This window comes from Paenibacillus sedimenti, from assembly GCF_014534655.1.
Lineage (GTDB): Bacteria > Bacillota > Bacilli > Paenibacillales > NBRC-103111 > Paenibacillus_E > Paenibacillus_E sedimenti.
In genome coordinates this window covers 569,692-590,220 of sequence record NZ_JACVVD010000003.1, presented here as the reverse complement: position 1 = coordinate 590,220, position 20,529 = coordinate 569,692, and the positions used below count along the sequence as shown (strand labels likewise).

General features: G+C 46.7%; 19 protein-coding genes. 14 read left to right on the top strand and 5 right to left on the bottom strand.

What is annotated here, in order from left to right:
• Nucleotides 1-60 precede the first annotated feature (60 nt).
• Both ICC18_RS11555 and ICC18_RS11550 read right to left on the bottom strand, forming a co-directional pair.
• Nucleotides 61-441, bottom strand: a complete 381-nt coding sequence (locus tag ICC18_RS11555) for a YmaF family protein (RefSeq protein WP_188174532.1) — start codon at nucleotides 439-441, stop codon at nucleotides 61-63.
• A gap of 66 nt (nucleotides 442-507) precedes the next feature.
• Entirely contained in the window at nucleotides 508-2,595 is a 2,088-nt protein-coding gene (locus ICC18_RS11550) for an LTA synthase family protein (RefSeq protein ID WP_188174531.1), read from the bottom strand.
• 224 nt (nucleotides 2,596-2,819) lie between these two features.
• Here ICC18_RS11550 and ICC18_RS11545 point away from each other — a divergent pair, with 224 nt between their 5' ends.
• From ICC18_RS11545 to thrC, 3 genes are all read left to right on the top strand, one after another.
• Nucleotides 2,820-4,223, top strand: coding sequence for an MFS transporter (locus ICC18_RS11545; protein WP_188174530.1), 1,404 nt, complete (start codon nucleotides 2,820-2,822; stop codon nucleotides 4,221-4,223).
• 162 nt (nucleotides 4,224-4,385) lie between these two features.
• Nucleotides 4,386-5,156: a DeoR/GlpR family DNA-binding transcription regulator gene (locus ICC18_RS11540; RefSeq protein ID WP_312029516.1), complete on the top strand. Its 771-nt coding sequence runs from the start codon at nucleotides 4,386-4,388 to the stop codon at nucleotides 5,154-5,156.
• A gap of 281 nt (nucleotides 5,157-5,437) precedes the next feature.
• Complete coding sequence (gene thrC / locus ICC18_RS11535; RefSeq protein WP_188174529.1) at nucleotides 5,438-6,730, top strand: threonine synthase; 1,293 nt, start codon at nucleotides 5,438-5,440, stop codon at nucleotides 6,728-6,730.
• Here the strand turns inward: thrC and ICC18_RS11530 are convergent.
• Nucleotides 6,727-7,548 (bottom strand): AraC family transcriptional regulator, encoded by an 822-nt coding sequence (locus ICC18_RS11530; RefSeq protein ID WP_188174528.1) that lies wholly within the window; start codon nucleotides 7,546-7,548, stop codon nucleotides 6,727-6,729. The two genes, thrC and ICC18_RS11530, sit on opposite strands and share 4 nt — an antisense overlap.
• Nucleotides 7,549-7,676: 128 nt before the next feature.
• Between ICC18_RS11530 and ICC18_RS11525 the strand changes: the two genes are divergently transcribed.
• The 11 genes from ICC18_RS11525 (at nucleotide 7,677) to ICC18_RS11475 (ending at nucleotide 19,332) form a co-directional block, all read left to right on the top strand.
• Nucleotides 7,677-9,704: a beta-galactosidase gene (locus ICC18_RS11525; protein ID WP_188174527.1), complete on the top strand. Its 2,028-nt coding sequence runs from the start codon at nucleotides 7,677-7,679 to the stop codon at nucleotides 9,702-9,704.
• A 152-nt stretch (nucleotides 9,705-9,856) separates the two neighbouring features.
• On the top strand, nucleotides 9,857-10,666 hold the full coding sequence (locus ICC18_RS11520; protein WP_376745620.1) for a pyruvate, water dikinase regulatory protein: 810 nt from the start codon (nucleotides 9,857-9,859) through the stop codon (nucleotides 10,664-10,666).
• Between the two features lie 528 nt (nucleotides 10,667-11,194).
• Nucleotides 11,195-11,440: a membrane protein insertion efficiency factor YidD gene (yidD, locus tag ICC18_RS11515; RefSeq protein WP_188174526.1), complete on the top strand. Its 246-nt coding sequence runs from the start codon at nucleotides 11,195-11,197 to the stop codon at nucleotides 11,438-11,440.
• Between the two features lie 432 nt (nucleotides 11,441-11,872).
• Nucleotides 11,873-13,870: a methionine--tRNA ligase gene (gene metG, locus ICC18_RS11510; protein WP_188174525.1), complete on the top strand. Its 1,998-nt coding sequence runs from the start codon at nucleotides 11,873-11,875 to the stop codon at nucleotides 13,868-13,870.
• A 107-nt stretch (nucleotides 13,871-13,977) separates the two neighbouring features.
• Nucleotides 13,978-14,262, top strand: coding sequence for a hypothetical protein (locus ICC18_RS11505; RefSeq protein ID WP_188174524.1), 285 nt, complete (start codon nucleotides 13,978-13,980; stop codon nucleotides 14,260-14,262).
• Between the two features lie 170 nt (nucleotides 14,263-14,432).
• Entirely contained in the window at nucleotides 14,433-15,350 is a 918-nt protein-coding gene (locus tag ICC18_RS11500) for a metal ABC transporter substrate-binding protein (RefSeq protein WP_188174523.1), read from the top strand.
• Between the two features lie 48 nt (nucleotides 15,351-15,398).
• The gene (locus tag ICC18_RS11495; RefSeq protein ID WP_188174522.1) at nucleotides 15,399-16,178 is read left to right on the top strand and encodes a metal ABC transporter ATP-binding protein; all 780 of its coding nucleotides are present in this window, start codon (nucleotides 15,399-15,401) and stop codon (nucleotides 16,176-16,178) included.
• 9 nt (nucleotides 16,179-16,187) lie between these two features.
• The gene (locus ICC18_RS11490) at nucleotides 16,188-16,988 is read left to right on the top strand and encodes a metal ABC transporter permease (RefSeq protein WP_188174521.1); all 801 of its coding nucleotides are present in this window, start codon (nucleotides 16,188-16,190) and stop codon (nucleotides 16,986-16,988) included.
• Nucleotide 16,989: 1 nt separating this feature from the next.
• Nucleotides 16,990-17,703 (top strand): cytochrome c biogenesis CcdA family protein, encoded by a 714-nt coding sequence (locus tag ICC18_RS11485; RefSeq protein WP_188174520.1) that lies wholly within the window; start codon nucleotides 16,990-16,992, stop codon nucleotides 17,701-17,703.
• 92 nt (nucleotides 17,704-17,795) lie between these two features.
• Nucleotides 17,796-18,221, top strand: a complete 426-nt coding sequence (gene mntR, locus ICC18_RS11480) for a transcriptional regulator MntR (protein WP_188174519.1) — start codon at nucleotides 17,796-17,798, stop codon at nucleotides 18,219-18,221.
• A 148-nt stretch (nucleotides 18,222-18,369) separates the two neighbouring features.
• Nucleotides 18,370-19,332: a patatin-like phospholipase family protein gene (locus tag ICC18_RS11475; protein ID WP_188174518.1), complete on the top strand. Its 963-nt coding sequence runs from the start codon at nucleotides 18,370-18,372 to the stop codon at nucleotides 19,330-19,332.
• 11 nt (nucleotides 19,333-19,343) lie between these two features.
• Here the strand turns inward: ICC18_RS11475 and ICC18_RS11470 are convergent, their stop codons facing one another.
• Together ICC18_RS11470 and ICC18_RS11465 are read right to left on the bottom strand one after the other, a co-directional pair.
• The gene (locus ICC18_RS11470; RefSeq protein WP_188174517.1) at nucleotides 19,344-19,604 is read right to left on the bottom strand and encodes a hypothetical protein; all 261 of its coding nucleotides are present in this window, start codon (nucleotides 19,602-19,604) and stop codon (nucleotides 19,344-19,346) included.
• Nucleotides 19,601-20,494 (bottom strand): DUF1385 domain-containing protein, encoded by an 894-nt coding sequence (locus ICC18_RS11465; RefSeq protein ID WP_188174766.1) that lies wholly within the window; start codon nucleotides 20,492-20,494, stop codon nucleotides 19,601-19,603. The genes ICC18_RS11470 and ICC18_RS11465 overlap by 4 nt, the downstream gene beginning before the upstream one ends.
• Nucleotides 20,495-20,529 lie beyond the last annotated feature (35 nt).

The following is a 20,529-nucleotide window of genomic DNA, read 5'->3' as shown; positions in this document are numbered from 1 at the left end:
TTCCTTGATTTACAAAATTCTTCACTTATAGTGAGCGGAATTTTCCTTTTGTATACAATGCTAACGTTCATACCCGAAACCGATCGAAGAATAACCGGAATACGTATGCCGGTGAAGCTCCCGGATCAATCCATCTTTCTGAGCTGAGATGAGAAGCGCTCTTCCGCGAGGGGTGTTATATAAGTTGTACTCCACGATTCCTTCCAGCAAGTGGATATGCGTTCCGTTCTGTAGGGAAATGGCGGGGCCGGTAGTGCCATAATAGTTATGATAATGGCCGTAGACAATGCCTGTAATACCTTGATATTGATGAACATGACCGTCATAGGCGGTGCCGTTATTATTGAACGTATAAAGGCGAAGCAGATGATGATGACCTAGGTCTTCAGAGGTTTTCATCGTAAAAAAATGGACATGCGCTGGCGGAATAATGCTGTGCATACGAAAGAACCCCCTTTATCGACGGATATGGTTTCATCCTATTCGAAGGGGGGCATAGTCTATGACTTATGGGATGTTGTACTTGCCCGATTGGCCAATCTTCATTTTCTTATCATCAATGATACGTACTTCAACTTGATGCATTTTGCTCGTATCGAAGGTGGTACCTTCCGGAAGCTCTGCGTAAAGAGTATTCGAGCCGTCAAAGCTGGAATTAAACTCTATTCCATCCACATAGACACTACAGGAATAGAAGAAGTTGGATCCTTCAATTCTCAGCTTTTTATCTTGCTTTATGACGTTCTTAATGACAGGATCTCCATAACCGAGTGTATAAGCAGGCTGCACGATCTTGTCTTTGTAGCCTTTGATCTCGTATCCGTAGCGGCTGCCGAATAAGTTGTCGTACTGAAGCTTGGCGTAATCGCTTAAATCGCTAGCTTTGATATGATATTTGTCCCACATGCCGTTCGGAGGAATGACAGGTATTTTTTGCGACAAATTGTATATATAGTCCGTATAATAACTGCCCTGCACACCAGCCATATGAAGTACGATAGGTCCGAGGTAAGAAGGGCTAAGGTGCATGTCCAACTTCTCTTGCCCTGCAGGTAAGAAGTTATTCCAGATCACGAATGGCGTATAATGTGTCTTTGTATATAGATCTGGATCGTCAGGAAGAACGTACTTCGCGTCACGATATACTTTATAATTGTCTTCGAAGAACGGTAAGTGATCCCCGAAGAACAGGATGATCGTCGGCTCAGACTGGTTAGAGTAGTAGTCGACCAGCGTTCGCAGGCATTTGTCGGCATTTTTGATTCCTTGCGCATAAGTTTCCAAAATGCCTTTGGATTCAGAAGAAATATCTCCAGATACCTCAATTGTATTTTTGTAGAATTTACCCGGTTTGTAAGGATGATGGTTTTCCATCGTATTAGCGAAAATAAAGTCGGGTCCGGCGCTTTTCTCCGTCTCTTCTATTATTTTCCGGGCTACTGCACGGTCTGCATAGTTCGGTCCCTCGAAGTCGTTCGGAAAAAATTCGCTGGAGATAAAACGTGAAAACCCAAAATGCTTATACACCTTTCTGCTGTCAAAGAACCAGTTGAAAAAAGGATTGATCGCCGTTGCCGAATAGCCTTGTCGGGTCGTAATGCTGGCCAGCGAGTCGACGCCATGGTTCATATATTGGATATATGGCAGTATTTTATCTGGCGATTTGCCAAAAAAGCGCATGGAATTCCCTGATAAAACTTCAAATTCTACATTCGCCGTACTGCCTCCGAACTGTGGGGAAAGCATCCAGCCGCCTGTATACGTTTTCTGTAGATCATGTAAAAAAGGAATCGGATCTTCGCTGAATTTGACATTCTTCATGACGGTTGGATCCCAGAATGACTCACTCAGCATGACGATTATGTTCGGCTTCTTGCCAGCGGCTGCCTTTTTCTCGGGAATTTGATTCAATATCGAAGTAATCGCTTTTTTACTATAATCGTCCGGTTTGGCAACATCCAGGAAGCCGAGCATCTGGACAGACGAAAACAGGTAACCGTTCTCGTCATAAGTGATCGTTTGATCCCATGGTACGGTATATAGGCCATACATCTTCATGAACGGAATCGGCTTGTCCATATATAGACTAGTCATCATCACAATAGCGATCAGTGCATAAACCGATCGTTCGATCCAAGGGAAGCGAATCGGACGTTGCCGCAATAATAAATGAAACAGAAGCGCTATAAGCGTCAAAAAGCCGATTACGCAAGCCACGATGCTAAGGCTTAAATACTGGCTAAGAAATGCGCGGTATTCTACGATTTGATTGCGAAACACAAGATCCCATGGATAGTAAGGAGCTCCAATGGCTTTTAATTTGGCACCGCTGATGGCGCCAAGCGGGAGCAATGCAGCGCATAGTATCCAGAATGATAAGCGGCTTTTCCCCGTGACAGCGATGAGGAACAAGTAGAGGGTTCCCGCAACGAAGTAGGCAAGAACCATTGAAAGCGGGTGATTCGTCGCCCACTTGTACAGTTCATGAAAGGTTCCGCGTTCCAGGAACTCGACCATGATCATTAGCAGAAAAGGGAGTGCGACTATCATGATGCGCGATGGCAAGCGCTTAAGAATTAGAACAAAAATCTGCATTGAAAAGCTCCTGTCATTAATATCGGTTTTCATTCGTTCATTATCTTATATATTTTGTAAAGAGGGAAGGCAGCTATTGACAGTGCTAACTATAACATTTATCATTACAGATAAAATGTAATGGAAAAAATTACAGTTAAGTTGATTTAACTTGTTTTTTCCGGACCGCTTCATGCCTGCTTATGATAAGATGGCTGAAGATAAAGATAAGTGGAGGTGGAACCATGCAAGCTGCAACAGCAACAACCATGGCACAAGAGAGCGTGATAGATGCTAAAAAGGCGGTGCCTTGGATTATTTTCCTTATTTTTTTCGGCGTGTTGAACGAAACGGTTTTCAACGTGTCCACACCTGAAATCGCGAAGCAGTATGCGATCACCCCGACAGGCGTGAGTTGGGTGCTTACGACATTCATCATTTTCTTCGGTATCGGTTCCGTTATTTATGGCCGATTGTCGGACATCTTCAGTTTGAAGAAGCTGATCGTTGTCGGGATTCTCATTTATAGCGCGGGCTCCGTTATAGGTTTTGCTCTGCAGGCCTGGTACCCGACTGTCATCCTTGCCAGAGCGATTCAAGGCGCAGGCGCTTCAGCCATTCCGGCTCTCATCATGGTTGTCGTGGCTCGATACTTTTCTCCTGCAGATCGGGGTAAAATATTTGGCATCTTAACATCTACGGTATCGTTTGCCATTGCAGTCGGACCTGTAATCGGAGGATTTATATCAGCAACGTTCCATTGGACTTACTTGTTTATTATTCCATTGTTTACACTCATTTCTATACCTTTTTTCCGAAAAATATTGCCGGATGAGCAGAGCAAAAAAGGGAGCGTAGACGTACTCGGAGCTGCCCTTGTCGCTTTTACGGTTGCAGGTCTCATCGTATACTTATCGTTCCCTGAATGGTATTACCTCGCGATCAGCGTCGCATTGCTTATTTGGTTCATTGTTCATATACGCCGGGCCAAAGATCCATTCATCCAGCCGGCCTTATTTCGAAATCGCCTGCTTCGCGGCGGTCTTCTCATCGGTTTTCTCATTTTTTGCACCGTTATGGGCATTATGTTTGTAATTCCTTTGATGCTTGCCTCCGTTAACGAGTTGAGCACGAGCACGATCGGGCTCATCCTGTTTCCAGGCGCGATTTGTTCCGTCATATTCGGTACCATTGGAGGCAATCTGGCGGACCGCAAAGGAAATAACTTTGTCATTTACATTGGCATGGGGCTGCTTTTCGTAAGTCTCGCTGCCATAGCGCTCATGGTAGGATACTCTCCATGGTTGGTTTCTGCAGCGCTTTTGCCGACATATGTCGGCTTCTCGTTTGTCCAAACCGCGCTGGCAAATCGAGTATCATTAACACTGGAAGTGCATGAAACAGGTGTCGGGATGGGGTTGTTCAATCTGATCAGCTTTATTTCCGGGGCTGTTGGTACAGCGCTGGTTGCGAAATTGATAGATGGCGGACTCATGGATTTCTATACGAATCCTATCTTGAGTACAACAAAAGCCGTTCCTTACAGCAATCTGTTGCTCATTTTTGCAGGCGTCGTCATCATCAGTAGTATTTTCTATATACGTATTTTCGGGAAGAAGTCTGCTCCAACTAGTCCCGAAACGATTTAATCAACAAGGCTTTACAAAACATAGCCGCAGTTCGAAATCTTCAACCCGATCTCTCATCTTCGTGAGAGGCGGGTTTTCTTATTTTTGCGAATATATAATATTGAATAATATTAAATAATAAAATATAATAATAAATAATAATTCATTGGGGGTCGGCAGCAAGTGAACAAACTAGGATCTAATTCATTGTTCAATGAGGAGCGGCGAAATCAAATCGTGGCCTTATTGGAAAAAGAGGGAAGAGTGGAAGTAAAGCGTCTAGCGGCTCTATTTGGGGTGACCGAAGATTCAATCCGCAAAGACTTGCGGGCTCTGGAAAGCCGGGGGCTCCTTCAAAAAGCACATGGCGGAGCCGTCCCCGTAACTCGAGTCTCCGGCTTCGTTCCTTATCAGGAACGCGGTGAGCCTGAGCGGAAACGCCCGATCGCGCGTGCGGCAGTTGCTTTAATTCAACCTGGAGACACCGTATTTATCGAGTCGTCCAGCTACACGCATTTGATGTTCTATGAGTTGGGCAACATGCCGGATGTGACCGTTGTTACGAACAGTATTTACGGGTTGCCCGAACTTGTACGCAGAGTGAACCTCATTCAACTTGGCGGCACCGTTCACAAGCAGGACGAGGCTTGCTACGGACCTTTTACCCTCTACATGCTGTCGCAAATAAACTTTGATAAATGCTTCCTAAAGCCTGCCGGCATTACGGAAGATGGCAAACTGACGACTGGACTGCAGGAAAGCTTGGCAGTCAAGCAAACGGCGCTGAAACAATCAGAACGTACAATTGTTCTAGTCGACGAACAGGACTGGGGTCGTCGCGATGTTTACAATGTTTGCGCCATAGATGCCATCCACACAATTGTAACCAACGGCTTGCCCGAAGCGCTGGCTAAGAAGTGGGAGAAGAAAGGGATTGCCATGGTGAAGGCATGATATCGGTAAAAACAAAAAAACTGTGATATCTGCAATTCATTCAGAGCAGCAACTCAACTGCAACTGAATATCATCACAGCAGCATCGGCAACAACATCACAACAGCAACCCAAAAAGTAACCCAAAAAGTAACCCAAAAAGCAACCCAAAAAGCAACCCAAACAGCAACCCAAACAGCAACCCAACAGCAATTCAGCATCATCCTTATCGCGCACAGAAATCTTTCAAAACTTTTTGCAGTTATCTCAGGAATGACAGTTTTTTATTAGGAGGATGGTCATATGAATTTTGTATGCATCGATTGCGGAACGCAGCTTCCGATTGGAAAATTTGCGTATCAATGCGCTTGCGGCGGGTTATTGGAAGTCATTCATGATTTTCGGGGAGTAGACGCTGAGCGCCTCAAACGCTTGTTCACGGAACGTCTTTCGGAGCGGATGAGCCCTTACGCATCGGGCGTTTGGAGGTATAAGGAACTAATCGCTCCCGAGCAGCCTGAGGAGATGATTTGCACAAAATACGAGGGCAATACCGGTCTCTATCCAGCTTCCTGGTCCCTTAACCGTTTTGCAGGAGTTAGAGGACTTTGGTTCAAGGCGCAAAGTGAAAATCCGAGCGGCTCATTCAAAGATAACGGAATGACGGTCGCGGTCTCACATGGCCGATCACTCGGCTATAAGCAATTTACATGTACATCTACAGGTAATACTTCCTCTTCGCTAGCGATGTACGCTGCGTTTGGCGGGGAATCATCCTGCGTTTTCGTGCCGAATAAAGATATCTCCATCAATAAAGTGCTGCAAACGCTCGCCTATGGGGCCACGGTGATCAGCTTTGACGGCACCTACGACGACGGCATTCTCTTTTTGGAAAAGCATGCGGATGAGCTGGGGTTGTATGTCTGCAACTCCGTTAACCCGTTGCGGATCGAAGGGCAGAAGAGCATCGTATACGAGATTGCTCAATCCTTAAACTGGCAGCTCCCGGATTGGATCGTACTTCCGGGTGGAGCCCTTAGCAACGCGACGGCGCTCGGCAAAGGGCTCCGCGACCTCAAGGAGCTCGGCTTTATCGAGCGGCTGCCGCGCGTCGCGGTTGTTCAGGCGGAAGGGGCGAGTCCCTTCCACCAGATGATGGCAGAGGCCATGGAGGAACTCGCGCCGCAGCGCGAGCCCTACACCCGCGCCTCTGCGCTGAACATCGGCAACCCGCCAAGCTGGCGCAAAGCGCGGCGGGTGCTGGAAGAGACCGGCGGCGTCACGACAAGCGTTAGCGACGCCGAGATCCTCGATGCCAAAGCGGTCATCGACCGCAGCGGCATCGGCTGTGAGCCCGCGTCGGCGGCTGCGCTCGCCGGACTTCGCAAGCTCGTCCGCGCCGGCATCGCGGACAAGGACGAAACGGCCGTCTGCATCCTGACGGGCCATCTGCTCAAAGATACCGATGCGCTGAAGGAGTACCACTTGGACGCCAAGTGGCCCTCCGCTGCGCATCGCAACGCATTGGTCGCGTCTTCGCTTATACGCGAAGACGTCAGCAAGCACCTCCGCGCTGCCGAAGCCGCGCGGAGCTAGTTCAACTGACGGAACCGTTCCGGCGTCAGTCCGACATGCTTGCGAAAGCTGGCCACGAAGTGGCTTGCATCGCGAAACCCCACCTGCTCCGCGACATCCTTCACGGTCATGTGCTGATGGTTCAACAGCATTTCCTTGGATTTGCGGAGCCGGAGGAGAATCAAGTACGAATAGGGCGAAAGTCCGAAGGCATGCTGAAATAAAGTATTCATATGCCTTGAAGTCACGCCTAATATAAGAGCCATATTTTCTAACCCTATATCCGGATTCCCATATTCACGCTCAAGCCAATCCAGCAAAGGCTGAAGCAGCATAATCTGATTTGTAATCGAAGCGCGGTTATTCACTTGACCGTGCTTTTTGAGCGTGGTCAGAAAATGATACAAATCCGATGAAGCATCATAACCCGTATACTCTGCCCCCGCCTCGGCATGAACAATCATTCGCTCGAGCGCGGTTTGCAGCGGAGAATATTCCTCCCACCGGAATAGGGCAGATTCATGCAAATCGAGCGTGCTCAGGATAGCATCAGCCAGCTTGCCGCCAAACGTAACGTACTGTGTACACCATCTTTCTGTGACAGCCCAATACGCATGTGGCGTTCTTGGAAGCATCAGTACACCCATGCCTCTGTTCATGCGGAAGCTTTTACCCTCCAGCCAGAATTCACCCTCACCCGAAAAGGATTGCAGCCAATGATAACATGGATACCCCTCATCCCTAACAAGCTTCTCCTGGTCCTCGTGATGACCGATATTTTCGATAAATAATGGAAACGGTTGCCCGGCAGAAGGAGTTAATTCGAATCTTTTGTGCATTTCCAAATTCCTCAGTTCCATTTTCTTATATCATCTGTAAGAATATTATATTTCAAGCGAAAATAGAATCCAATACAATGGATATATTCTTATATCGAGTATAAACCACAATCCAAGGAGTGTTCTTCATGATTAACGAAAAACTGCCAAAGATCTGGTACGGCGGGGATTATAATCCGGAGCAATGGGACAAACCCGTAATGGAAGAAGATTTACGAATGTTTAAGCTAGCGGGTATTGATGTAGCTACATTGAACGTTTTTTCGTGGGCGCTATCACAACCCGATGAGGATAATTATGACTTTCAATGGCTAGATGAAATCATGGACAGACTCCACGAGAGTGGGACCTATGTATGCTTGGCGACAAGTACAGGCGCACACCCGGCGTGGATGGCCAAAAAATACCCGGATGTACTACGCGTAGACTTTGAAGGACGCAAACGAAAATTCGGAGGACGTCATAATTCTTGTCCGAATAGTCCAACATATCGCAAGTATTCTGCACTCATTGCTGAAAAGCTTGCTGAACGCTACAAGGACCATCCCGCTCTATTGATTTGGCACATATCCAATGAGTACGGCGGTTACTGCTATTGCGACCATTGCGCCGATGCTTTCCGCGGTTGGCTCAAGGAACGGTATGCAACGCTGGACACGCTGAACAAGGCGTGGAATACTCGATTCTGGGGACACACCTTCTATGAATGGGATGAAATCGTTCCACCTAACGCTTTATCCGAAGAGTGGGGTACGGATAATACGAACTTCCAGGGCATCTCGCTTGATTATCGCCGGTTTATGTCTGATAGCTTGCTTGATTGCTATAAGCTCGAATACGAGGCGATCAAAAAGCATACGCCGCACTTGCCGATCACAACCAATTTAATGGGAACCTACAAGCCTTTGGACTATTTCCAATGGGCCAAATATATGGACGTCGTATCTTGGGATAACTATCCTTCGCTCAATACGCCAGTCAGTTTGACGGCGATGACCCACGATTTGATGCGCGGCTTGAAGCAAGGTCAACCATTCATGCTGATGGAGCAAACGCCGAGCCAACAAAACTGGCAGCCATATAATTCGCTCAAACGCCCAGGCGTCATGAAGCTTTGGAGCTATCAGGCGGTTGCGCGTGGCGCGGATACCGTCATGTTTTTCCAGCTCCGTAGGTCCGTTGGTGCTTGCGAAAAGTATCACGGTGCAGTGATTGAGCATGTAGGACATGAAAACACTCGCGTATTCCGCGAATGTGCAGAGCTTGGGGCCGAGCTGCAGCTATTGTCAGACAGCTTACTCGATTCTAGAGTACAAGCACGCGTTGCTATCGTCTACGACTGGGAAAATCGATGGGCTGTTGAGTTGTCCAGCGGTCCAACCGTTGCATTGAAGTATGTGGATGAAGTCCACAAATACTATGATGCGTTATTTCAACAAAATATCCAGGCCGATCTGATCGGCACCGACACGGATCTTTCGGGATATGATATCGTTATTGCGCCGGTCTTATACATGGTGAAAAAGGGTTATGCCAAGCGCGTGGAAGATTTTGTTCGTTCCGGCGGAACCTTCTTAACAACCTTCTTCAGTGGTATTGTCAATGAGAACGATATCGTAACGTTGGGTGGTTATCCCGGAGAGCTAAGGAACGTATTGGGCATTTGGGCGGAAGAAATCGATGCGTTGTTCCCTGATCAAAGCAATCAAATCGTGATGAGCGAACCGTGGGGAGAGTTGAGCGGAGACTATTCATGCGGACTGCTGTGCGATTTGATTCATACAGAAGGCGCACAAGTAAAAGCTGTGTACGGCAGTGATTTCTACCAAGGAATGCCGGTGCTTACTGTCAATCAATACGGGTCAGGGCAAGCCTGGTATGTGGCTTCCAGTCCGGAGCCATCGTTCTTGCAAGGATTTATATCCAACCTGTGCAGAGACAAAGGTATCGTAGCGCCGATTGCTCCAATCCCAGGCGTAGAAATTTCCCAAAGAATCAAAGATGACAGATCATTCTTGTTTATTTTGAATCATAACGATAGCTCGGTTAACTTGGAACTTGGGAACCTGCGAGCGATAGATTTATTAACCGGTCAAAGCATATCGAGCAGCGAGTCTCTCTCGGCTAAAGGAGTCCTCGTTTTAGAAATCAAATAGAATTTATTAACAAATGCCAGTCATATGTACGAAAAACCTTTGTCTTGTATCTATTGAAGACAGAGGTTTTTTTGCTTTTTAGGAAATATTTTACTATAGTTAGTTCATAGAGAGATAGAGATTCTGAAGGTAGAGTAAAGGGAGGAATCACTGTGAACGAACAACAGCATTTATATATTTGTTCAGATTCAATAGGAGAAACCGCCGACGCGGTAGCAAGAGCTACCATTCGTCAATTCAATACCGAACAGGTCAAAATCAAACGCTATGGCCATATCAGTCAAGAAAAAGAGATCATACTCATGCTCCAAGAAGCCGCTGCAGCAGGCGGTTTTGTCGCTTACACCCTGGTCCAGCCGGAGCTCCGGGATACCATGAAAGCAGAGGCTCATCGTTTGGGAGTCAGGGCAGTGGATATCATGGGACCCATGCTGCAAGCGTTCATGGATACATATGGCGATTCCCCCAAACGTAAACCCGGTTTACTCCACGAAATGGATGCCGACTACTTTCGTCGAGTCGATGCCATCGAATTCGCAGTGAAATACGATGATGGAAAAGATACCCGCGGCATGCTCCAAGCGGAAGTCGTTCTCATCGGCGTGTCTCGAACATCCAAAACGCCACTAAGCATCTTCCTGGCACACAAAGGAATCAAGGCTGCAAACTTGCCTCTTATCCCGGAAGTTAAGCTTCCTTCCGAGCTGTTCAAAATCCCAAACAACCGCATCATCGGTCTCACTATGGACGCCGACCATATCCTGCAAATTCGCCAAGAAAGACTCAAAGCCGTCGGATTGCCGCTCGGTTCCAAGTACGCCACCTCCGGGCGTATCCAAGAAGAACTCCAATATGCGAATAGCATCATGAAACAACTGGGCTGTACGGTTATCAACGTAACGAACAAAGCCATCGAAGAAACAGCTGGAATCATCGTTGAAACCATTCAAATCCGCAGTTGATAGCAATTCTACTTCGAAGTTTTTTTCTTCACCAGGCATCATCACCAACCACTTTTACTTTTTCTGAATTATGAAATACGGAGCGGCGGCAATTCTGAAATATGCGTACAAAAGTTATTTTTCACAATTGTATAGACCGTTCCAATTTCATAAATAACAACAATACTGAGATAAATACAATTCCTGTTCATAGGATGCCAATCAGCTAATGTAGCGAGCGTCATAAATCCCATTTCATTTACTAACAATCCCTACTTAACGAATTTGTAGATATAACAGAAAACGAAAATCCGAACAGCACTCTAAAAAACTAATAATCTATCAGGCAGGCTTTTAGATCCCAATCTAATTTATTTGATTTTTGCTTTAATTGCAGATATAACAGGAACTCTTTTTTTTTATCTTATCGGCAGCGATGCTATCAACTTAACGCTTAGACAATTAAGCATGAATTGACGCGCCCCCTTTTTTCAGGCATGATAAATGTATAACGATTCAGCCGGTTTTTTTGGGGGAGGGTGAGAGTGGTTGAAGAAGACTTTGCAGGTACCGATCCATTTCTATCGCAAATTCATTTCACCTTTGAAGCCGCCAACCTGTCGGTTTTATCCCACTTGCTCGCAATACGCCCTTGAAGCGCTTGAAGTTCATGGGGCGCTTAAAGGCTCTTGGCTATCTCTAAAACGGATATGCAAATGCCACCCTTTTCATCCGGGAGGCATCGATCATGTTCCACCGGCGACCAATTCGCCTCGTTCCGACCAGCCTGCTTGACATATAGCTTCCTTTTTCGATATATTTTCCTTAAAGCGTTAAATATGGATTCGATGAACGGATAAGTACAAGCGGATGCCTATTAACAGAGAGCCGGGTCAGGTGAAAGCCGGTATAGGAGCAGGTTTGGAAGATGGTCCCGGAGAATAAGCCTTCGAGCTGCCCAGATTGCGATTGTAAAGCATAATTTGGGAGTAAGCCGGCTTCGTGTCCCAGCGTTAATGGGCAAGTCGCAACAGACTTACTGAGCCCCGATCTTGTGAAAGGCGGGGGAACCTGGGTGGTACCGCGTGAGTTCAGCTCTCGTCCCAAGATGGATGAGGGCTTTTTGTGTTGTTAATTATTTGAATACCCCACAAAGTGACGCCAAGTTCTGAAGCATATTCCTATTACTTTGCGGGGGCCCCAAGTGAACATTAGGAGGAACGAACGATGACAAATCAATCGAAAACATTCTACATTACAACGCCGATTTATTACCCGAGCGATAAGCTGCATATTGGGCACGCTTATTCCACAGTAGCCGGTGATGTCATGGCCCGTTATAAAAGGCTGCGCGGCTTTGATGTCAGATACTTAACCGGGACCGATGAGCACGGACAGAAGATTGAGCGCAAAGCGCAAGAGAAAGGCACGACTCCCCAGCAATTCGTAGATGATATCGTCGCGGGAATTAAAGAGTTGTGGGCAAAGCTGGACATTTCTTACGATGATTTTATTCGGACGACGGAGGACCGACATAAACATGCTGTCGGCAAGATTTTTCAGAGATTGCTGGATCAAGGGGATATTTATTTAGGCGAATATGAAGGCTGGTATTGCATCCCGGACGAGTCTTTCTTCCCTGAAAGCAAGCTTGTCGACGGAAAATGTCCGGACTGTGGGCGCCCAGTCGAAAAAATGAAGGAGCAAACGTATTTCTTCCGGATGAGCAATTATGCGGATCGACTCGTCCAGTATTATGAAGAAAATCCGGATTTCATACAGCCTGAATCGCGCAAAAATGAGATGCTGAACAACTTTATTAAGCCGGGGCTTGAAGATCTGGCAGTGTCTCGTACAACGTTCGACTGGGGCATTAAGGTGCCCGGAGATCCGAAGCATGTCATCTACGTATGGATTGATGCGCTCTCCAACTATATTACTGCACTTGGCTACGGTTCTGATGACGATAGTAAATTCAAACAGTATTGGCCGGCTGATGTGCACCTGATGAGTAAGGAAATTGTTCGTTTCCATACCATCTACTGGCCAATTATGTTGATGGCGCTGGATTTGCCGCTGCCGAAAAAAGTGTTTGCGCACGGCTGGCTGCTCATGAAGGACGGCAAAATGTCGAAGTCCAAAGGCAACGTGGTCGATCCGGTTACACTGATCGACCGTTATGGTTTAGATGCGCTGCGCTACTACTTGATGCGCGAAGTGCCATTCGGCGCTGACGGTACGTTCACGCCGGAGAGTTTTGTCGAGCGGGTCAATCATGACCTCGCCAATGACCTCGGGAATCTGCTGAACCGTACGATCGTGATGATCGATAAGTATTTTGTGGGCAAGATTCCCGCTTATGTGCCGGGCGCTACGGAATTTGACGAAAGTCTCCTTGAGACTGTCCGATCTACAGTAGCGAAGTACGAAGAAGCGATGGAGAAAATGGAGTTCTCCATCGCGCTCTCTGCCGTGTGGCAACTGATCAGCCGCACTAATAAATACATCGACGAAACCCAGCCGTGGTCGATGGTGAAGGATGAAGCCAAGCGCGTAACGCTAGGCTCGGTGATGTATGTGCTGGCGGAATCTCAGCGCATTTCGTCCGTGCTGCTTCGCCCGTTCTTGACGAAGACGCCGCAATTGATCTGGCAGCAGCTCGGCCTCTCTGCCGAAGAACTGCCACGATTGACCGCTTGGGAAAGCGTGCAAAGCTTCGGGCTGCTCCCTACCGGCACCATCGTGCAGAAGGGAGAGCCTATGTTCCCTCGTCTGGACGTGGAGGCTGAAATCGCCTATATCGCCCAGGCAATGAGCGGCGGCGCAGCGACTACCGCCACTGAAGCGGAAGCGGCGGTGCCTGCGATCGCCGCCAATTCAGTTCCCGCGCCGGAGCCCAAGGACGAAATCGGCATCGACGATTTCGCCAAGGTGGAGCTGCGCGTGGCGCAAGTGCTCTCGGCCGAGCCTGTAAAGGGCGCGGATAAGCTCTTGAAGCTGCAGCTCGATCTCGGGTACGAGCAGCGTCAAGTCGTCTCGGGCATCGCGAAGTTCTACTCGCCTGAGGAACTTGCTGGACGCAAAGTGATATGCGTCACGAATTTAAAGCCCGCCAAACTGCGCGGCGAGCTGTCTCAGGGCATGATCCTCGCCGCTTCACACGGCGATCAATTGACACTGGCGACGGTTCCTGACAGCATGCCGAACGGTGCTATCGTGAAATAAGGTCGACACACATCCCAATTCCGGTTTTATGGAATTGGTTTTTTTTTGCGGGGCTTTTTTCTTAATCTGGGCATCCTAATGAAAAAAGAAACAACGGAGTGTGGCACATGAACGTTATATTTTTCGCGAAATTAATGAATGTCGCCGGGCTTTTAGTATTGCTTACAGCTTGTAATTTACTTGGTGGATGCGATGCCGCCAAAAAGAAAGAGGACCCGAAACAACAGAAAGCACAAAGCGGTAAGGGAAAAGAAAGTGTAATTGACCAGGAGCTACAGAAGCAATATGACATATACCAAGAGATCATCAAATATCAGATCGAGCAGGATAAAAAGATGATCAAGCAATCTGAAGAGCGGTATAAGAAACTGAAAGAAGAAAGCGACAAATGACGATCAAACTATAGCCATTCTGTGAACAATCACAGGTGGTTTTTTCATATTGTTGAAAATTCTACAGAGTTGAAGATCGATTGTATTGACATCATGGAAGGCTTGCTCGTATAATCAATTTCGTTAATAAAAAAAATTACGATTTAGATTGTAGCAGGGGGATTATTATCGTGCGAAAAAAAGGTTTCGTGTATATATCCATATTGGCTCTTTTCTTATTGGTTTTATCCGGATGCGGAGGTGCATCCAGCTCGAAAGCTGAGCTTGTACAAGGTAAAATAAATGTCGTCACCAGCTTTTATCCGCTCTATGATTTTACGCGCAATATTGGCGGTGAGTATGTAAATGCGATAAATCTCGTTCCGGCAGGTGTTGAGCCGCACGATTGGTCACCGAAGAGCAAAGATATGAAAAATATGACCAGTGCACAAGTATTCGTTTACCAAGGTGCGGGGTTTGAAGGCTGGGTGCAAGACTTTCTTGGAAGTGTATCGGCAGATGCCGCTTTGAAAGTTGTTGAAGCAAGCAAGGGCGCTGAATTAATTAAAACCTCCGACAATAAGGATGAGTTTGACCCGCATGTATGGCTGAGCCCGTTAAATGCCGTGAAAATGGCTAATAATATTAAAGATGCGCTCATTCAAGCGGACCCTGCCCATAAAGTTGCATATGAACAAAACTTTAAAAGTTACGCTGCCAAATTAGCTGACTTGGATTCACGTTATAAAACTGAACTTTCCAAGACGTCCAAAAAGGAAATTGCTGTTTCCCATCAGGCTTTTGCCTATCTTTGCCGTGACTATGGTTTAACGCAAATGGCCATTATGGGCTTATCGCCTGATTCGGAGCCGACGGCACAGGATTTGAAAAATATGAATGAATTCATTAAAGAGCATCAAGTGAAATATATTTTCTTTGAAGAACTGGTTTCAGATAAACTTGCTAAAACACTAGCGAAAGATGCTAAGGTAGATACGATGGTATTGAACCCGCTGGAAGGTTTGACGGAAGAGCAAATTGGGGCAGGCGAAGATTATATTTCAATCATGGACGAAAATTTGAATAATCTTGTGAAAGCTTTACAATAGCAGTAGTGAGTATTGCTTAGGCAACTCAACCAGTTAGGAGTTTCGTAGATGGAAAACAGCAGTATGCAATCGTGCCATCGCAGTATTGTCTCTATAGATAACATTTCTTTTTCGTATGAGCATAAAAAGGTGCTAGAGAAGCTTCGTTTTGACGTTCTTGAACGGGATTTCGTCGGTGTGATCGGCTCCAATGGCGCAGGCAAAACGACACTGCTCAAAATGCTCGTCGGTCTTCTCAAGCCAACTGAAGGCGAGATACGGCTATTCGATCGTCCGCTCAGCCAATTCAGAGACTGGGAGCGTATTGGTTACGTTCCTCAAAAAAATGCGTTCAACCCATTGTTCCCGGCTACAGTGCGGGAAATCGTTCAGTCTGGGATGTATAGCAAGAAGCAGGTATACCGTCGCCTATCCAAGGCCGACGTTAAGAAGGCAGAAGACGCGATGCTGGCAATGCGCATCGAGGACCTGGCTGACCGGCGCATCGGTCAGCTGTCAGGCGGACAGCAGCAGCGCGCTTTCCTCGCGCGCGCGATCGTCAACAACCCTGAGCTGCTTATCTTGGACGAGCCGACGGTCGGTATCGACGCGGAGACGCAAGCAGGCTTCTTTCGGATGATCCGGCACATGCATCAGCATCATCATATGACCTTCATCATGGTATCTCATGATATGGACATGATGCAATCGTATCTGGGTTCGGAACCGCAGCAGTCTAGCGGCGGCATTAAATTTTATGTAAAGCATACCCACGATCCCGAGGATTGCCGAGAGACCAACCTGACTCACTCCATCGGCCAAATTCGTGAGATGATCGGTGTTCAATAGGAGGACATCTTGGATATTTTTTCGGAATATTTTTTTCAGCGGGCTTTGATCGGAGGTATTCTGATCGGGCTTATGGCGCCTCTGATGGGCGTTTTTCTTGTCCTAAGGCGATTGTCGATGATTGGGGATACGCTTGCGCATGTATCGATTGCAGGCGTTGCACTCGGTTTTCTCATTAACGTGTATCCGCTTGGGGTGGGGCTTGTTTTCGCCTTATTAGCTTCCTTTGCCATTGAACGGCTGCGCAAAGCGTATAAGACTTACGCTGAGCTTTCCATCGCCATCATCATGTCAGGCGGTGTTGCGCTGGCGACTTTGCTTTTTACGCTTGGCAAAGGGTTTAACATGAATGTCATGAGCTATCTGTTCGGTAGTATTTATACGCTCGATTCAACCGACTTGTGGGTTGTATTCGGTGTATGTGTTCTTGTCGTAGGTGTCATCGCGTTTCATTTTAAGGAATTTTTCCTTATGTTTTTCGATGAGGATGCGGCAAGCGTAAGCGGACTTCCGCTCCGATTTTATAACATGATGATTACGATGCTGACCGCTCTTGTCATCTCGGTCGCGATCAAAATTGTAGGTGCGCTCTTGGTTTCCTCGCTATTGACCATACCGGTGGCATGCAGCCTATTAATCGCCCGCAGCTTTAAGCATTCGGTGTTTCTAGCCGTGCTTTTCTCCGAAATTGCAGTCATTATCGGTCTCATTTTAGCGGGAGTATGGGACTTGGCACCAGGCGGAACGGTTGTGCTCACATTAATCGCATTATTAATCGGAATTATCATGAAAAGAGGATTGAGAATCTGACATGGACTCGGTAAATTTATGGATTGCGTTATGGGCTGGAATCGCTTCTTTCATTTCACCTTGCTGCTTGCCTCTGTATCCTTCTTACCTTTCTTACATAACGGGAATTTCGGTTAGCGAATTAAAATCCGGGCAATCATCCTCAGATGTACGCCGAAGAACGATGCTGCACACTTTAAGCTTTATCGTTGGTTTCTCGATTATCTTTTACGCGCTTGGTTTAACCGCCGGTTTTTTAGGCAATTTTTTCGTAGAATATCGCGATTTGCTTCGTCAAATCGCTGCCATTTTAATTTTTATTATGGGATTGTTTCTGCTGGGCATTTTTCAACCGCAATGGCTGATGAAGGAGCGAAAACTGCAGATTAAGTTCAGACCGGCAGGTTATGCTGGTTCGGTTGTGATCGGAATGGGCTTTGCCGCAGGCTGGTCGCCGTGCATCGGACCGATTTTATCGGCGATATTGGCTTTGGCCACAACGGAGCCTGGCACATGGTTTCAGCTTACGACCGCGTATTCGCTTGGTTTTGCGATTCCATTTTTCATCTTATCGTTTTTTATCGGATCGACACGGTGGATTTTGCGTTATTCCAATACGATTATGAAAATAGGCGGGGGTCTGATGGTGTTTATTGCGATCCTGCTCTATACTGGAAAAATGACGCAAATTACGCTCTGGCTAAACTCTATAACCCCTGATTGGTTAAAGTTCTAACCCCCGCAGGATATTTGACCGTATCAGTATTCATGCATTATGATAGGTAAAGCTATGAACCGGAAATAAAGGAAGCAGGGGGAAACAACGCGATGGCTACACCAAGCATGGAAGACTATCTGGAGAGAATATATAAGCTCATTGACGAGAAAGGCTACGCTCGTGTCTCCGACATTGCTGAAGGGCTTGAGGTGCATCCCTCATCCGTAACGAAAATGATCCAAAAGCTGGATAAAGACAATTATCTGGTCTATGAAAAATATCGTGGACTTATGCTCACCTCCAAAGGGAAGAAGATGGGCAAACGATTAGTGGACCGCCATCAATTATTAGAGGAATTCCTTACGCTCATTGGTGTCCATGAGGATAATGTATATAAGGATGTAGAAGGAATCGAGCACCATCTAAGCTGGGATTCCATTACTTGTATCGAAACGTTGTTGGAATATTTTCGTCGCGAACCGAATCGAATGGACGAGCTTTTGCAAGTACGCAAAGAAATGGAAGCGGAAAGCTAAGGACTTTTCTAACTATAAAGGCAGAGGCTGTCTTACAGCGCTCTGTCTTTTTTCGTTGAATTTAAAGGTTATATAAACAAACTCCTTCCGCATATAGAACAATGGAGCCTGATGTACTTGCAGCCGGGCTTCTGAGGAGGAGTGTGGAATGAAGATCAACGGCGTTTTTGAAGGCGGTGGCGTTAAAGGGATTGCACTCGCCGGAGGCGTGAGCGCTGCGCTGCAACGGGGATATGAGTTTCATGAGGTTGCGGGTACAAGCTCCGGATCGATGGTAGCAGCCTTCCTGGCAGCAGGTTACACAGGTGATGAGATGAGGGAGCTGATCCTTAGAACGCCTTTCAAATCCTTTCTGCAAAGATCCCCGATATTTAATGCGAAAATTATTGGGCCTGCCGCGCGGCTGCTGATTAAAAAAGGGTTGTACTCCGGCGAGGCACTCGAGCAGTGGGTATCTCTACACTTACTTGCTAAAGGCATTCGTACGTTTGGCGATTTAAAACCGAATCAACTTCGCATTATTGCTTCGGATATTACGCAAGGTAAGCTGCTGGTACTGCCGGACGACATCGCGCAATACGGCATTGACCCGCGCAAGCTTCCTGTGGCTAAGGCGGTGCGTATGAGCACGAGCATTCCCTATTTTTTTGATCCGGTTATGATCCGCCGCAATATAAAAAGCTCTGCAGCAGCAGAGCCTTTCAAGCAACAATTCTATTATATTGTAGATGGCGGTTTATTAAGCAACTATCCTTTATGGGTGTTCGATCGTGAAACTAATACGCAGCGAATTCCGGTCGTCGGCTTTCAACTGGTTGGTAAAAGCGATTATCAAAACCGCAAGATCAGAGGCCCCATAACAATGTTTGAAGCGTTATTCAGCACGATGCTTGATGCCCATGATGAACGTTACATTGAACAGCAAAACCGTTTTCGAACGGTAAAAATTCCAACCCTTGGCGTCCAAAATACACAATTTGATCTATCCAAAGAAACAAGTATGGACTTATTTAATTCCGGTTTAAAAGCTGCCGATCAATATTTCACCAAGTGGACGATGGAAACGTACGAACAAGATTACGAGAAATATGTGCTCGGTCGGAGAAGTTAGATGCCTGAGTATTAATGATATTTCGGGAAATCGTCCGAATCTGGTTCTTTGTTACCGTTAATAACACGGAATTTCCCGCTCTTTCTTTTGCCCTTAGCCATTGTACGGCCAGTCGGTACTTTCCATTTCCAACGTGAAGGCGGGAACTTATACATCAGGAAGATAATCCCTAGCACGAGTATGGGGATGAATAAAGTCCGCAAACTTACAAGCAAACCAATCGCAATCAGCACCGCAATAATGATCTCGGCCTTGGAAAATCTTCTTCTCATGCCCGTCCCTCCATAATTCTTTGTTCCGCTTCGCGCATACGGTTAAATGAGGCGATGGATACTTCTACTTGGCTGTCCTCGGGTTCTTTGGTTGTCAGCAGCTGAAGCCACAGGCCGGGGTAACCCAATACACGAAGCACAGGCGTATCACGCAATGAATTGGTGAAGCGCAGCACTTCATATGAGACGCCAATTACAACCGGTAAAAGCAACAAACGCTGAACAATGCGTTCAACATATCCGTCATATTGAAAGAAGGAATAAATCACAACTCCGACGATAACGGTAAACACGATAAAACTGCTGCCGCAGCGATAATGCAGCGTATTAAACTTCTGCACGTTGCTGACCGTAAGCTCGACGCCAGCCTCGTAGGCGCTGATGACTTTGTGCTCGGCTCCATGATATTGGAATAGTCTTTTGATCATCGGCGTAAGGGAAATAAAGTAAATGTAGCCGACAAGCAAAATGATTTTAATAACGCCTTCTATAAGATTATGAAGAATTGGATTGCTAAATACATTTTGAAACAAAAACTGTTCAATGATAGCGGGAACCAGCGTAAATACAAATTTACCGAATAGGAAGGAGAGGACACCAACGACAGCAACGCCAAGGAACATCGAGATATTAGAGAAAAAACCGGGTTTCTCTTCTTTTTTCGGCGCTTCCTGCTCATCGCCTTCTTGTTCGGCGAAAGTTTCGGCAGAAAAGTTCAAATGCTGCGCGCCTTTTGCGCTGGATTCGATAATTCCGACAATTCCGCGTATAAACGGGATTTTTTTAAGTGTTTGGACCCATGGTATTTCTTTCTTGGGCACTTCTAAATATTCTAAGGAACCGTCTTTTTTGCGCACTGCGGTAACATGCACATTTTTTCCTGCGAACATGACGCCTTCGATGACGGCTTGTCCTCCGTATATAC

Excerpts from the sequence above, each read along its gene's own strand:
- ICC18_RS11485 (WP_188174520.1), top strand. The coding sequence starts at position 16,990 with ATGGACTCGGTAAATTTATGGATTGCGTTATGGGCTGGAATCGCTTCT.
- ICC18_RS11550 (WP_188174531.1), bottom strand. The coding sequence starts at position 2,595 with ATGCAGATTTTTGTTCTAATTCTTAAGCGCTTGCCATCGCGCATCATG.
- ICC18_RS11475 (WP_188174518.1), top strand. The coding sequence starts at position 18,370 with ATGAAGATCAACGGCGTTTTTGAAGGCGGTGGCGTTAAAGGGATTGCA.
- ICC18_RS11465 (WP_188174766.1), bottom strand. The coding sequence starts at position 20,494 with ATGTTCGCAGGAAAAAATGTGCATGTTACCGCAGTGCGCAAAAAAGAC.
- ICC18_RS11525 (WP_188174527.1), top strand. The coding sequence starts at position 7,677 with ATGATTAACGAAAAACTGCCAAAGATCTGGTACGGCGGGGATTATAAT.
- ICC18_RS11495 (WP_188174522.1), top strand. The coding sequence starts at position 15,399 with ATGGAAAACAGCAGTATGCAATCGTGCCATCGCAGTATTGTCTCTATA.
- ICC18_RS11545 (WP_188174530.1), top strand. The coding sequence starts at position 2,820 with ATGCAAGCTGCAACAGCAACAACCATGGCACAAGAGAGCGTGATAGAT.
- ICC18_RS11505 (WP_188174524.1), top strand. The coding sequence starts at position 13,978 with ATGAACGTTATATTTTTCGCGAAATTAATGAATGTCGCCGGGCTTTTA.
- mntR (WP_188174519.1), top strand. The coding sequence starts at position 17,796 with ATGGCTACACCAAGCATGGAAGACTATCTGGAGAGAATATATAAGCTC.
- ICC18_RS11555 (WP_188174532.1), bottom strand. The coding sequence starts at position 441 with ATGCACAGCATTATTCCGCCAGCGCATGTCCATTTTTTTACGATGAAA.
- ICC18_RS11470 (WP_188174517.1), bottom strand. The coding sequence starts at position 19,604 with ATGAGAAGAAGATTTTCCAAGGCCGAGATCATTATTGCGGTGCTGATT.
- ICC18_RS11530 (WP_188174528.1), bottom strand. The coding sequence starts at position 7,548 with ATGCACAAAAGATTCGAATTAACTCCTTCTGCCGGGCAACCGTTTCCA.
- thrC (WP_188174529.1), top strand. The coding sequence starts at position 5,438 with ATGAATTTTGTATGCATCGATTGCGGAACGCAGCTTCCGATTGGAAAA.
- metG (WP_188174525.1), top strand. The coding sequence starts at position 11,873 with ATGACAAATCAATCGAAAACATTCTACATTACAACGCCGATTTATTAC.